Origin of the sequence: Pirellula sp. SH-Sr6A, assembly GCF_001610875.1 — a bacterium.
In the GTDB taxonomy this organism is placed as follows: domain Bacteria; phylum Planctomycetota; class Planctomycetia; order Pirellulales; family Pirellulaceae; genus JBKCUI01.
Genome location: NZ_CP011272.1, coordinates 4,599,634 through 4,612,934 on the forward strand (window position 1 = coordinate 4,599,634; position 13,301 = coordinate 4,612,934).

Here is a 13,301-nt window from a genome sequence, read left to right on the forward strand (position 1 = left end):
AGCTTCCGTGCGGCAGATCATGCCGCTTCTTTGGAACAACCGATCCTACCGTTACCGAACCGTTCCCGCATTGCTAGCAAGCCACGCGCACTAGCCGGTTTGGCTACCCAGTATCCGCTTCCGTACCCAAGCTTCGGACCAGCATGAAACTACGCACCCTAACCCAACGGCTGCAGGCAATCTCCGTCGGATTGTTAGCCACCTCGTTTTGGGTAGGACCTACGTCCCATTTCGTAGGTTGCTCATCTGCTTGGGCACAAGAAAACGATCGGGTCACTCCCATCGTTCGCGCCATTCGCAAAGCCGAGCCTGCTGTCGTCAACATCCAAGGCAACAAGACGGTCACCAACACCGGGACCAACGGGGTGTCGACCGTTCAGGAAGTCAACGGCATGGGGACCGGCGTCATCATCGACCGACGCGGCCTGATCATCACGAACTACCATGTGGTCGATGCCGTTCAAAAGATCGAAGTCACCCTTGCCGATGGAACAACCACCATCGCGAACTTGATCAACTACGATCCCGAAACGGATCTTGCTATGATCAAAATCAACGTCGACAAGGACTTGCCCGTCATTCATGTTGGACGCAGCGATAATCTCCTTCGCGGAGAATCTGTCATCGCCATCGGCAACCCCTTCGGCTATCAGAACACCGTAACCGTGGGAATCATCAGCGCGCTCCATCGGGACATCCCGGTCAACGGCTCGCAACAATACACTGACCTGATTCAAACGAACGCCGATATCAACCCAGGAAACTCGGGCGGTCCATTGCTGAATATCGATGGGGAAGTCATCGGTATCAATGTGGCCGTCCGAGTCGGCGCTCAAGGAATCGGGTTCGCGATCCCCATCGATAATGCGATCTCGGTAATGAGCGAACTTGTCGCCCAATACCGGACTACAGGATCGCATGGCTTGGTCTGCTCTCGCATTTCCACCGACAATGGAATGCAACTGGTATTGGACGAATACCGAAGCAACAGCAGCAAAGAATCATCGCGAGAATTCAAACCCGGCGATGAAATCGTCTCCATCGGTGGCCAAAAGGTTGAAACACCGCTGGATATCGAGCTCGCACTGCTGGGGCTTCCTGCGGGAGAAACGATCGAGCTCGAACTCCAACGCGGTGGCGAAACCCTCGTGCACAACGTGGTCCTTCCTAGAAAGACATCGGTTTCGGATGAATCCGATATTCTCCGCATGGCTTGGGACAAACTCGGAATCCGCGTTGTTCCCGTCCCCGCCGCGCAAGTCGAACCGATCGGCAAAGACTACGAAGGAGGACTCAAGATTGTCGAGGTCCGTCCGAACAGTCCTGCAGCACGGCAAGCTCTGAGTACCGGCGACATCATCGTGGGTGTGATGGATTGGAAAACTCCCAACCTCAAACATCTCGCTTGGGTCATGGCCAACAACAGCTTCCAAACCGCGAGCGCAGCCCAATTCCATCTTTTGCGCCGCAATCAGTTCCTCAAAGTCGCGATGACCCCGGACAGGACCAAACGCTAGGGGATCATCTCCTCGATCGCTTGATCGTTTCCAACGCGCGCAGCTCGCGTTCCAACGACGCTAGGGTTGGCGCATCCAACGAAGCCTCGCCACCATAGCGGACACGATAAAAACTATCCGCGAGCAATCGATCGTCGAGCGAGCGGTCGTCGACGAGAATCGATTCTACTTCCAGTTGTTTTCGGACAGCGGTTAAGAACTCCTGCGGTGTCTGCCAAGAAGCTTTTTCGAACCCGAGCCGCTTCAAGGCTTTGACCAGTCGATTGTAAAACGCGATCGAGGTGCGGGTCGATTTCTTTTTGCGTGTTACCGCCAACCTCGGGGTCCATTGCGGGAACAACCACAACGAGGTCCGGTAGCCGAGCACGGAAAGCGCACCCGCCACGCAAATCACCACCGCTGCTCGCCACGAAAACCAGCGATCGGGAGATGCCAATCCTCCGATCAACCTGCTCGATTGAAGCTTCGCGAAAAACTGCTGAAATTGCGCCCACATAGCATCATAAGAACCCTCCGATGTCTCGGCGAAAATGGAGAACATGTTCCCTTGCCTGGATTTGTCCATGTTGAGGATCATCTCCGACCATAGGTCCTGCATGACCCCCAATGTTTGCCCGGCTGACGGTATCACCGCGGCCCCTGCATTCGATCCCTCGCCCGCCGGCGTTGGATCCATGCGCAACCACATCCCCTTGCTCACCCAAGCAGGGATCGGTTCGCGAAGCCTTCCTTTTTTGAGCTCCTCGACGGTAAAGTACGCCTCGACCCACACGTGCGCATGCTTCTGTTGAACGGTGAAGTACCCTCCGAGCTCGTTGTATTCGCTCGGCCGGAAACCACTTACGATTCGTGTTGGGATGTTCATCGATCGAAGCAACATAGCCAGGGAGGAAGCAAAGTACTCGCAATGCCCCTTCCTCTTGTTGATCAAAAAGTCCGCGATGGGATCGATCTGGGAATTGGTGGGAGGAGTGAGCCGAAGCGAGTACTTGAAGTCCTTACCGCTGGCGAGATATTGCTCGAGGAACATAGCTCGTGCGAGTTTGTTGGTCGGTTCCACATCGCTTTGACTCAAAATCTCGTCCCGCACTGCCAAGACGGGGGAAAGACTCGCAGGGAATTCGGTCAGCTCTTCGCGACGATAAAGTCGCAATGCCACGTCAGGCCCTTCGTCTCCATCGTCCGAGTCCAACGTATTCACCAGATCGGGTAGCAACGACCGCTCCTCGCCACCAAAAAAGCCATACGTCCGGAACGCGTAACGACGTTTGAGCGCTTTGGTCCGCGAGTCATCGGACGAGTCGATCAAGCGCCAATCCTTTCTCGTCGCATAAAACGCACTGGGTTGAGGTGCATGGGAGAAGGGGGGAATCACCGCTACAGGCTCTCCCACAGGTGCCTTCTCCAGTATCGAAACGACAACCGGATCGGAACCCTCTACCAGCGTTTCATCCATCTCCTGGGCCTTGGGCACCCTTCGGAAGAAACGCTGATCGAGGATGACAGCGGAATCCCCCTTTTGCCAAACACCTCGCGTCGGCCCCTCGTAGTACTTGTGCAACACCGTCAATCGAATGTAGGGAGGTTGATTGGGGCGGTATTCCCCACCCGTCTTTTCGTTGAACATTTGCATCCGAAAGACTTGCGATTCGTTTTGCCGAATGTCACCGTAATAACGGAGCGACACCTGCTCCGAAAAACCAACGCTCGCCGACACCCAGCTTTCCGCTTCGTACGCCCCCACCTGCAGTCGGGGTAGCGTGTAAAAGTAACCGACGGTGAAAACCAAAACCGCCATCGTCAGGGGAACCAAACTGGTGCGACCGCCCCCCCAAGCTCTCCGGCTCTTGGCGATCACGCGATCGATCGGCTCGCTGGCTTGCAATGCAATTCCCGATCGCCGCTTGCTCGTCGCTGCTTCTCTTCCCAACCAGTACAACAATCGAGACCAGAACCCCAAAGACTCCGATTGGGACTCGCTGTGCTTGACCTGGGATGTGTAGTACGCCAACGTCATCATCGCCGCGCACCCCACTCCCAAAACGGGGAGCATCAAGACTCCGTAGAGCACGTTGTCATTCACCAAAGCAGCTACAACCAACTCGAGCAGAAGAAAAACTCCCCACTGCTCAAAAACCCGTTTGGACTTTTTTTGGAATATCAATGGCAACTGCACATAAACCAACAGATTGCCAACCGCGATGAGCTGATTCGATACCGACTGATTCAAAAACTGACCAACAGCGACGACCGCACCGCAGATCATCAACAGATACACCAAGTACCGATGCAGGGAAAACCATTCCAGTCGATCGGTGTAGAAATGCCCTACTACCACCGCCCCGGCGACGATCATGGGTAGATTCCACGACTCGTTCCCCAATCCCACCAATCCAGCGATCACGATCGCCAAAATGCCAAAGTAAAGAGCGCATTGCCGCAAACTCAAGTCGATGGATCGGTGCATCTGTTTGTTTCCTTATCCCTCGCGTGATCCCACTAATCGCTTCACGAATTCGATGCTCCCCAACATGCTGGCCAAAACCAAGAGCAGCAACCCCCAAAACAGGAGCAGCAACTCTGGGGGAAGCAAGATCACGGAAACCACATTCCACAACCGTGCCCAATCCCACAGTACATACGCCACTCCCATCGAAAGGTACGGACCAAAAGGAGTGGAACTATCTCTCGTGACGACCCAGAACAAGATAACGAATAGCAATGCGAAGAAGGGGGAAACGAAAAAGGATATCCATACGACTTGCCAGCCAACAAACGCCCCCACCATGGCCATCAAAGTCACGTCGCCAAACCCGAGGGCTTCCCGGCCCATGACCAACGCGGCCACCAATCGAAAGGACCAAACCAACATCCCTCCCAAACCAATCCCAAACAGAGAAGTCAACAATCCTTCCCAGTGCTCGGGGCCTCCGAAATAATAGGTCCCAACAATCCAAACCAATCCGACCGCGCCCATCGCTCCAACCCATCGGGTCCAGGGATCCCGCGCCAGCCCAGCCCAAAAGTAGGTCCAAGCTTTACGCAACCCTCGCCGCATGATCCAACGTCGATTGAGCAATGCGAAACACCATCCGCCCCAAAGCAGAACGCCGATGATCAGCCCCCAATCCCCGCCTTGACTCCAATAATAAGGCCAATCAAAAGCAGAGTTGGCATGTAGCGCGCGGTTTGCGATCGGCGGCGTTGCCAACGATGCCGGATCGATCTCCCGCAATCTCCAATCAGGAAAGAGCGTTGTGCCCACCATGCCAATCCACGTTCCGGGCACCGTGATCAGATCGGGAATCGTTCGCTCATCAAAGTCGATAAACGTCGCGGCCACCAAAAATAAAAACAACAGCGAGACACAGACGAACGATCCGAACAGCGCCATTCGAGGAACCGGCCCGCCCCCCGGAAAAACCATTCCCTCGCTCATCGCATGCCGATGCAACAGATAGAGAACCATTGGGATCGCAATCTCAATCAACATTGGGCGCAGCCAAAACCAACCGCCCAACTCGCCCCGATCCCCCCATCGAAAAAGCCACCCGACTATGGGAAGTCGACTCCACCATCGGGAGTCGCGACGCTGCCAAGGACTGATCGGCCTAGGGCCATATGCGAATTGATAAATCGCAAAGTTCACCGCCGGCCCCAGTAGCAGTCCGATCGCAACGATCCAATAATCCATCCAGAATACTCTTTCGACCTGGTACCAATCGGACAACGGAACACGTAACGGAAACACACTGGTGGCATCCCGCGCGGGTAGCAGTATATCGCTACGACCGTTCCTGCTGCAATCAACCGCCATCTACGGAAACCGGCACCCAGAGCGAGAGCCCGCATCCAACCGTTACGAACCGAGGGCATCCGTCCCGAGCGATCCGTGAGCAAGACGACTCAATCGGCGATCCGTTGATACGCTTCCGCAATCTGCTCCACCACACTGTCGATCCCGTTCGCTTCGGTGTCGAAGGCTTGGTCTGCCGCCTCACGATACAATGGCAACCGCTTGGCAAGCACCGCCTCGATCTCCGCAAGCACCCCTAATTGACTTAGCGCCGGCCGCCTCGATGCCGTCGACTGATCTCCAGAGATGCGATTGGCAAGGGTCTGCGGGGAGGCCTGCAACCAAGCTACCCATCCCGACGCTTTGAGAAGCGATAAGTTTTGCGGTCTCAATATCGCCCCGCCACCCAGCGCGACAATACTTGGAGTCGTTGCACAAGAGAGCGACCGAATCGCCGCAGACTCGAGATCGCGAAAGACTTCCTCACCGGAATTCGCGAAGATATTGGCAATCGTCGTACCGGCACTCGCTTCGACCATTGCATCGGTATCACACCAAGGCAAACCTAGAAGCCCTGATAGCCGCTCCGCGATCGTGGTCTTTCCACAACCGCGATACCCCGTCAAATACAGATGACGCACCGACCTTTAGCCGTCGATCGACTCGATCTTGATTCGCGTGTACTTTTGACGGTGCCCCGTTCGCACGTCGTAATTCTTACGACGGCGGTACTTCTGGATGTAAATCTTTTCGCCTTTTTCAAGACCGACCACCGAAGCGGTAACCTTCGCTCCCGACACGGTCGGCTGGCCGAGCTTCAACCCAGCATCGCCACCGATGGCCAAGACTCGGTCGAACTCGATCTTATCGCCGGTTTCGGCCGTGTCGCGATAATCGATGTCCAGAAGCTGGTCTTTTTCAACTTTGAATTGACGTCCGCCGTCACAAATGATCGCGTACATGGCTGGCAAAAAAGGGGATAATAGTCTGGAAACGATTCCGGGTTCGGGAATTTCGAACTGCGAAGATTAACCAGGAACCTCCCCCCCGTCGAGCCCAAATGGGGGATCTTCCTAGGTAAAAACTGTCCGTTTGTCATGCCCCACGATCAATGCTAGGATTTTGGGAGCTCGGGTCTCTCCCCACTACGCTTTTGCCGCTGATTCGTCGGTTTACCATTCCATGACCAAGCATATTTTCGTTACCGGTGGGGTTGTTAGCTCCATTGGAAAAGGCCTTACTAGCGCTTCGATCGGCATGCTGCTCGAAGCTCGCGGACTGCGGGTCCGCATGCAAAAGCTTGACCCCTACATCAACGTAGACCCTGGCACCATGAGCCCCTACCAGCACGGGGAAGTCTATGTCTTGGACGATGGTAGCGAAACGGATTTGGACCTAGGCCACTACGAACGCTTTACCAGCGGAAAGCTGACGCGTGACTCCAATTACACGACCGGACAAATCTATTTGCGGGTCATTGAAAAGGAACGACGGGGACAATTCCTGGGGAAAACCGTCCAAGTCATCCCGCACATCACCAACGAGATCAAAGAGGCGATCCACCGGATGGCCGATAGCGATACCGATATCGTCATCACCGAAATCGGTGGCACCGTAGGGGATATCGAATCCCTTCCGTTCCTCGAAGCGATCCGCCAGTTTCGGCAAGACGTCGGCCGGGACAATTGCCTCTTCATCCACCTCACCTTGGTCCCCTACCTCAAGACCGCTGCGGAAATCAAGACAAAACCCACCCAGCACTCGGTCGGACTGCTGCGTCAAATCGGGATTCAGCCCGATATGCTGATCTGCCGCTGCGAACAACACATCTCTCGCGAAGAACGCGAAAAAATCGCCCTCTTCTGCAATGTGGATTTGGAAGCCGTTATCGAGGAAATCGACAAGGATTTTTCGATTTACGAAGTCCCCCTGTCGCTCCGCGATCACAAACTCGATGAGTTCGTGATGAAGAGATTCCACCTCACCGGCCAACCGCTCAAACTCGATGCGTGGGACAACTTGATGTTCGCACTGCGCAATCCCAAACACGAGATCAGCATCGCAGTCGTCGGCAAATATGCGGAACACAAGGATGCGTACAAGTCGATTTACGAATCGCTCGACCACGCAGGTATCCACCACCAAGCCCAAATTCGGATCGCGAGAATCCAAAGCGCCGATATCGAAGAAGAAGGCCCCGAACGGATCTTGGCTGGCTACGACGGAATCTTGATCCCCGGCGGTTTCGGCGAACGGGGCGTCGAAGGAAAAGTGCAGGCCATTCGCTACGCCCGTGAACGAGAGATTCCTTTCTTTGGTATCTGCCTCGGTATGCAGTGCGCCGCCATCGAATTCGGTCGCAATGTCGTCGGATTAGAACGAGCTCACTCTACCGAGTTCGACAAAGACACTCCCAGCCCCGTCATCTGCCTGCTGGACGAACAAAAACAAGTTACGAACATGGGAGGCACGATGCGCCTCGGTGCACAGCCTTGTTCGCTCCAACCCGATTCGATCGCGAGCAAGGCCTACCAGGAGAACACCGTCTCGGAGCGGCATCGCCACCGCTACGAGTTCAACAATGTCTACCGAAGCCAATTCGAGGCACATGGTATGCAATTCTCCGGCCTCAGCCCCGACGGAGGTCTGGTCGAAATACTCGAACTCCCCTCGCACCCATTCTTTCTGGCTGTGCAATTTCACCCCGAATTTAAAAGCAAACCAACGAAATGCCACCCGTTATTCGGGGCATTTGTTGGCGCCGCTATCCAACGCCGCACCGGACGCAATCAACGAAACGCTTCGGCCAAACCATCGGAGTCGACGACCAATCCACCTCCGGTCATCACCCCGTGATCCAACGGTCTCGTTCGTGACACCAGCCCTTCATTGAAGAAGCAGAAGTTGCACCGCCATGGCTTTCTGGAATAGAAAAACCAAAGACTCCGCTCGGCCCGAAGCCGATTCTTCCAAAACGGAAGCACCAGAACAATCGGCTGCACCCAAGTCCGATGCGACAAACAACGCCGAGTCCTCGACGCCCGTCGAACCCGCCGTCGCTGGCCATACCCAGGAGCGAGACGGCAAAGACAACGGGGCGAAAGCGAGTTGGTGGCGCCGGGCGTTGAGCAAAACCAATGAACTGCTCAACACCGACATACGCGACCTTTGGAAGTCGGAAGGACGGTTGGTCGATGATGATTTCTTGAAGGAACTCTTCGCCATCCTCGTTAAGACCGATATGGGGAACGGGATGGCTTCGAAAATCCGGGACTCGATCCACACGCAGTTCCGCGGCCGCCGGATCGATATGGACGAGGCCTTTCAAGTCATCCGCGAAGAACTGGGGAATGCCCTCCGCAGCAAACAATCCCCTCTGGCTCGCTCCAAAACGGGCCCCACGGTTATCCTCGTCGTCGGCGTCAATGGCTCTGGCAAAACGACTTCGATCGCGAAACTTGCCCATCGCCTCACCCGAGAAGGCAATCGAGTCCTCCTCGGCGCCGGCGACACGTTTCGAGCCGCTGCCGTCGAGCAACTCCGCATTTGGTCGGAACGAATCGGTTGCGACATCGTCCAAGGGGAACATGGTTCGGATCCCGGCACCGTCGTCTTTCGAACTTGCCAAAAAGCCATCGCGGAATCGTACGATGTTTGCATCCTCGACACCGCGGGCCGATTGCAAACCCAAAGCAATCTGATGCAGGAACTGGAGAAACTCAAACGGATCATCGCGAAACAAATTCCCGATGCCCCGCATGAAGTCCTCTTAGTACTCGACGCGACCGCTGGCCAAAATGCCATCAGCCAAGCCAAAGGTTTTTCCCAAGCTGCCGGCTGCACCGGAATCGTTCTCGCCAAACTCGACGGTAGCGCGAAAGGGGGCGTCGTCGTCCCTATTGCGGAACAATTCGCTCTCCCTGTGAAGTTCGTCGGTCTCGGCGAAAGCCTCGAGGATCTCGCGGAGTTCCAACCCGACGAATTCGTCAAAGCGTTCTTTCAGTAAGTCACCAACTGACCGCACGCCGCATTCTCACCCGCACCAAAAGAATTGCGAATCGTCGTGGTGATTCCCCCCCGTCGCAATGCCGCCGCAAACTCCTGCTGACGCTCCCTGGGAGAGGGGGCGAGCGCCTTGCCGTCCCCCACCGCTGTACCATTGAGTGGGATCAAGTTCACTTCGACACAAAGCCCCTTGCAAAACGACAACAGTCTCTCGGCATCGAGAAGCGAATCGTTCCAACCATCGAGCAACACATACTCGATCCACACGGGTACGGCGCAGAACTCCGGTGCATCTTTATGTTCTTCCCTGATCGCCTGTATTCGATTGATAGCACGCACCGTCTCGCGCAGGACTTCCAAGTCATTTGGGGCCTTGGGCATCAATAGCCGGCGATCGCTCCCATTCGCCGTGTGCAAACTCAGCGCCATTCGGATCGCAGGAAATCGTCGCACCAACGCCAACATGGCCGACGGAATGCCGGATGTGGAAACCGTTACGAACCTCTCGCGCAGCCCGAACCCTCGGTCGCTCACCATGAATGCGATCGAATCGCACACCGCCTCCAAGTTGTGCAGAGGCTCTCCCATCCCCATTAACACCACGTTGCGCAAATGCCTTCCTTCGCGCTGCGCCAAGCATCGTGCTAAATAGACTTGTTCGAGCATCTCCTCGGGCCTTAGATTTCGCTGAAACCCCATCGTGCCAGTGGCGCAGAACAAACATCCGACCCCACACCCAATCTGCGATGAAATACACGCAGTCGCGCGCCTTCCCTGCTTGGGAAAGAGAACGACCGTCTCGCAATCCTGTTGGGTGCGATTGGATCGAAGCCGGAATTTCACGGCCCCGGACGCGGGCTCACCTACGGTCTGAGCGATGGACCAACTTCGCATCCAATCCGTGTTGGCGAGATGCTGCTCGATAGGCTGCCCCTCGCGCAGTACCTTCCATGCTCTCCGTTTGAGCGAGGCACAACCATCGGGTGCACCTAAGACATGCAACCAATGGGGAGGAATCGTGGCAGGAGCCCCAACCATCATGATTGCTTGCGCTGCGTCCGAACGAAATCCCGGAACTCTTGGGGCCACGCGGTCTCGAAAAAGAGGGGCTCTCCCGTTCTCGGATGCTTCAACCCTAAGCATTCCGCATGCAACGCGATGCGTTGAAATTGCCAAGCCCAGTGGGCCGCCTGCCGCGGTCGATAGCGTGGATCTCCCAAGATGGGATGCCCCAACTCCGCCAACTGCACCCGGATCTGATTGCGCCGACCCGTTTCCAATTTCACTTCGAGTACCGCCGCATCGGACAAAGCGGATTGCACTTTATAATTGGTGATAGCGATCTCCCCCTGTGTCTCGTCGGCGACCAAGATCCGGTTTAGATCGGCGTCGGTCGACAAGTAATTCACCAGACGCCCCTCTGGCGCTTTGGGAACCCCCGCGACGATGGCGACATACTTTCGATGCGGCTTGCGATCTGCGAACTGATCGCGGAGCCGTTCGGCCATCTCCAGCGACTTGGCAATCACCAACACCCCCGACACGCCGCGGTCGAGTCGATGCACACAAAAGGCTTGGGCATTCCGATCTTTCGATTGGTAACGCCGCTGGACAAGCGACAACAGAGTATGGGCTTCGCGGTGTTTTGTGGGAACCGTCAGCAAATTCGCCGGCTTGTTCACAAGCGAAATGTCGTCGTCGTCGTATAGAAATTCAATCGTCCTCGACGACTGCTTTCTCTTCGTCTGCTTGATCGGAGCCACAATCGCCTGCGGGACCAAATCGACGGAAATCTCATCGCCTGCGTCGCATCGAAACCAACCTTGTCGCTTCACTCTCCCATTTACCGCTACGTAGCCTTGCTCCAACAACCCGTCCACCTGGGCGGGCTGCAATTTGAACAAGATCTTCACGACATTCGCCAAACTCCTCGCAGGAACAGGGATCGATTCGGGAAGCGCCTCCGTTTGAATAGCCATAAGAGCTGTTTATTTCCGTCCAAGTACTTGTTGTAAGAACCCTTCGAGCGGTCCGATGTTCTTCAACATCGCTTGATCGAAAGGTGTGCCCGCGGCCAAGGCCCGCACGAGGGCATCGTACTGTCTCTTCCGATTGCCGTCGTTCATAAACCGCACAATTCCAAATCCGATGGTCGCGGAATCCTCATCGTTGAGCCCACCATCCAGAAAACGCTTGAGATTCTCCATCTGCTTCATCGATTCTGGCAATCGGTTCATCCAAGCCTTCACGCGTGCATCTTGCACACCCGAAATTTGCGCTAGGGCTTGCCGCCCCGCTCCATCCGCAAACCATTTGGGCGTCCCCTCTTGAGACCCAATCCAAAGGCTCGCCAACTGCTGCGCCAGAGACGATTCCAATATCTTCGGCTCGCTCGAGTCATAAACAATAGTGATGTAGGCATCCAAAACGTCGGAACGCCAATGCCCAGACCATTCCGCAGGTAGGGAACGGTTCTCCAGCATGGTCCCAAACTCGCTGTAGTCATATCGCTGCTTGAGCGCAAAGACCGTCACGCCCCCTTTGACCAGCGATTCTTTGTTGCGAACTCCGAAGAGTCGCTTCACTTCCTTCTCCGCATTCTTCATCGCTCCCAAGAGACGTTTGGCTCCATCCGCTCCGATATTGCCGATGACGTGAAATCGGTCATCCTTCTCTTCGTCGGGCTCCGACTTCGGTGCAACAATTTGCCATTTCTCTCGGGCTCGAGACACCCGGCGTTCCATAAGCTCCTCATGCTTAGCCTTGGAGGCCCAAGCCTGCGAGATGACGGAATCAAGCCTCGCTTCCTTATTCTCGCCATCGAACGAGGCACCTTCATCGATCCAAGTCGTAACGAGGCGAATATTGTCTTCGGACAAAGCGGGGCGCCCTCCTGCCGGCATCCGCTGCCCAGCCATCCCTCGCAGTTTCTTGACCAATAAACTATCGGCCCCTTTGCCTGGCGTTACGATCGCACCGCTGTCACCGCCGCGCAGGAGCTGATTGAAATTATTAAAAGCGAGCCCTCCCATCGGACGCATTCCTGCGTAGTGACAACCATTGCAATTCGAAGTTAAAATCGGCGCGACGTCGCGGGCAAAGCTAACCGTCTCCTTGCCTGTCGGTGCAGCTGTTTGCAATGGTTTGTCGGGGCCTGCGGCCATATCCGGACCATTGGGACGATTGGCTGACGAAGATCGGACAATCGAAGCCAAGGGAGCTTGCGGAGAGATCCCCTCGGTCTTGGCTCCCTGCTCGATCCATTTTTTGAGCTTGGCCAAGTTCTCTGGCGCGACTTTGCCTCCCCCCCGAGGCATATCTCCTGTTTCGATGGTTTCGACAATGCGACTGGCGACGACGTCCCCTGGGAACAAGACCACCCCTCCCTTGGCCCCCTTCCGGAGCGCTTCCAGAGTGGCCATGCTAAAACCACCGCTGAATTTCTGAATGTGACACCTTCCGCATTGATCGACCATCCACGGTGCAATGTCTCGTTCGAAAACGACAGCATCCCCCCCTTCGGCCTTCGACATCGGCGTTCCGTTTGAATCATCCGGCTTCTTAGCGATGAGTTCTTTCCAATCCGGCAATGGCTCCAAGTCGGCACCTTCAATGGCAAGCAGTTCTTGAAGGCCTGCAATCTGCTGATAGAGCCTTTGCAACTCCCCCCGATCGCGTGGGCTGGCCATGGGAGCGAGAGCCGTAATTCGCTTCGCGCTCGAGGCGGTCGCCTCCAAGGCTTCTTCCAGTTTCTTCGCGTCCATCGCGGCCCGCGCCTTGGAAACCTCGGCTTTGAGCCCCGCGAGCGTGCCGTCTTGGTAGACCACCGCCAGGGCAGATCGGTGCCAGATTCCGCTTCCCACCCCCGTAGCGCAGACGATCGCAATGAGGTGAAGACAAAGAACGAAACAACGAATGCGTGGCATGAAGAACAACTCCCAAGCGATGGCGATAACGACCCGGCTCGCAGTCATGCCGGCTCG

The 13,301-nt window shown here is 55.8% G+C and carries 10 protein-coding genes; 3 read left to right on the forward strand and 7 right to left on the reverse strand.

Features of this window, described 5'->3' with window-relative positions:
* Positions 1 to 143 precede the first annotated feature (143 nt).
* Entirely contained in the window at positions 144 to 1,517 is a 1,374-nt protein-coding gene (locus tag VN12_RS17620; protein ID WP_146678068.1) for a trypsin-like peptidase domain-containing protein, read from the forward strand.
* Positions 1,518 to 1,521: 4 nt separating this feature from the next.
* On the opposite strand, the gene VN12_RS17625 is transcribed toward VN12_RS17620, so the two are convergent.
* The 4 genes from VN12_RS17625 to rplU all read right to left on the reverse strand — a co-directional run bounded on the left by VN12_RS17625 (position 1,522) and on the right by rplU (position 6,275).
* Positions 1,522 to 3,984 carry a DUF3488 and DUF4129 domain-containing transglutaminase family protein gene (locus VN12_RS17625; protein ID WP_146678069.1) on the reverse strand — a complete coding sequence of 821 codons (2,463 nt, stop codon included), beginning with the start codon at positions 3,982 to 3,984 and terminating at the stop codon, positions 1,522 to 1,524.
* 12 nt (positions 3,985 to 3,996) lie between these two features.
* Positions 3,997 to 5,211 (reverse strand): prepilin peptidase, encoded by a 1,215-nt coding sequence (locus VN12_RS17630; RefSeq protein ID WP_168164484.1) that lies wholly within the window; start codon positions 5,209 to 5,211, stop codon positions 3,997 to 3,999.
* Between the two features lie 212 nt (positions 5,212 to 5,423).
* Complete coding sequence (locus tag VN12_RS17635; RefSeq protein ID WP_146678071.1) at positions 5,424 to 5,954, reverse strand: shikimate kinase; 531 nt, start codon at positions 5,952 to 5,954, stop codon at positions 5,424 to 5,426.
* 6 nt (positions 5,955 to 5,960) lie between these two features.
* A complete protein-coding gene (rplU, locus tag VN12_RS17640) occupies positions 5,961 to 6,275 on the reverse strand; it encodes a 50S ribosomal protein L21 (protein WP_146678072.1) in 315 nt (104 codons plus the stop codon).
* A 220-nt stretch (positions 6,276 to 6,495) separates the two neighbouring features.
* Between rplU and VN12_RS17645 the strand changes: the two genes are divergently transcribed.
* A complete protein-coding gene (locus tag VN12_RS17645) occupies positions 6,496 to 8,169 on the forward strand; it encodes a CTP synthase (protein WP_146678073.1) in 1,674 nt (557 codons plus the stop codon).
* A gap of 58 nt (positions 8,170 to 8,227) precedes the next feature.
* Positions 8,228 to 9,319, forward strand: coding sequence for a signal recognition particle-docking protein FtsY (gene ftsY, locus VN12_RS17650; RefSeq protein ID WP_146678074.1), 1,092 nt, complete (start codon positions 8,228 to 8,230; stop codon positions 9,317 to 9,319).
* Here the strand turns inward: ftsY and VN12_RS17655 are convergent.
* Genes VN12_RS17655 through VN12_RS17665 form a run of 3 tightly spaced genes read right to left on the reverse strand, consistent with a single transcriptional unit; the run spans position 9,313 to position 13,292 of the window.
* Positions 9,313 to 10,407, reverse strand: coding sequence for a radical SAM protein (locus VN12_RS17655; protein ID WP_168164485.1), 1,095 nt, complete (start codon positions 10,405 to 10,407; stop codon positions 9,313 to 9,315). The two genes, ftsY and VN12_RS17655, sit on opposite strands and share 7 nt — an antisense overlap.
* Positions 10,356 to 11,297: an RluA family pseudouridine synthase gene (locus VN12_RS17660; RefSeq protein ID WP_146678076.1), complete on the reverse strand. Its 942-nt coding sequence runs from the start codon at positions 11,295 to 11,297 to the stop codon at positions 10,356 to 10,358. The genes VN12_RS17655 and VN12_RS17660 overlap by 52 nt, the downstream gene beginning before the upstream one ends.
* 9 nt (positions 11,298 to 11,306) lie before the next feature.
* On the reverse strand, positions 11,307 to 13,292 hold the full coding sequence (locus VN12_RS17665) for a c-type cytochrome domain-containing protein (protein ID WP_146678077.1): 1,986 nt from the start codon (positions 13,290 to 13,292) through the stop codon (positions 11,307 to 11,309).
* Positions 13,293 to 13,301: the final 9 nt, after the last annotated feature.

Bases quoted from the DNA above. Each gene is read 5' to 3' on its own strand.
- VN12_RS17620 (WP_146678068.1), top strand. From the start codon at position 144: ATGAAACTACGCACCCTAACCCAACGGCTGCAGGCAATCTCCGTCGGA.
- VN12_RS17625 (WP_146678069.1), bottom strand. From the start codon at position 3,984: ATGCACCGATCCATCGACTTGAGTTTGCGGCAATGCGCTCTTTACTTT.
- VN12_RS17630 (WP_168164484.1), bottom strand. From the start codon at position 5,211: ATGGATTATTGGATCGTTGCGATCGGACTGCTACTGGGGCCGGCGGTG.
- rplU (WP_146678072.1), bottom strand. From the start codon at position 6,275: ATGTACGCGATCATTTGTGACGGCGGACGTCAATTCAAAGTTGAAAAA.
- VN12_RS17645 (WP_146678073.1), top strand. From the start codon at position 6,496: ATGACCAAGCATATTTTCGTTACCGGTGGGGTTGTTAGCTCCATTGGA.
- ftsY (WP_146678074.1), top strand. From the start codon at position 8,228: ATGGCTTTCTGGAATAGAAAAACCAAAGACTCCGCTCGGCCCGAAGCC.
- VN12_RS17660 (WP_146678076.1), bottom strand. From the start codon at position 11,297: ATGGCTATTCAAACGGAGGCGCTTCCCGAATCGATCCCTGTTCCTGCG.
- VN12_RS17665 (WP_146678077.1), bottom strand. From the start codon at position 13,292: ATGACTGCGAGCCGGGTCGTTATCGCCATCGCTTGGGAGTTGTTCTTC.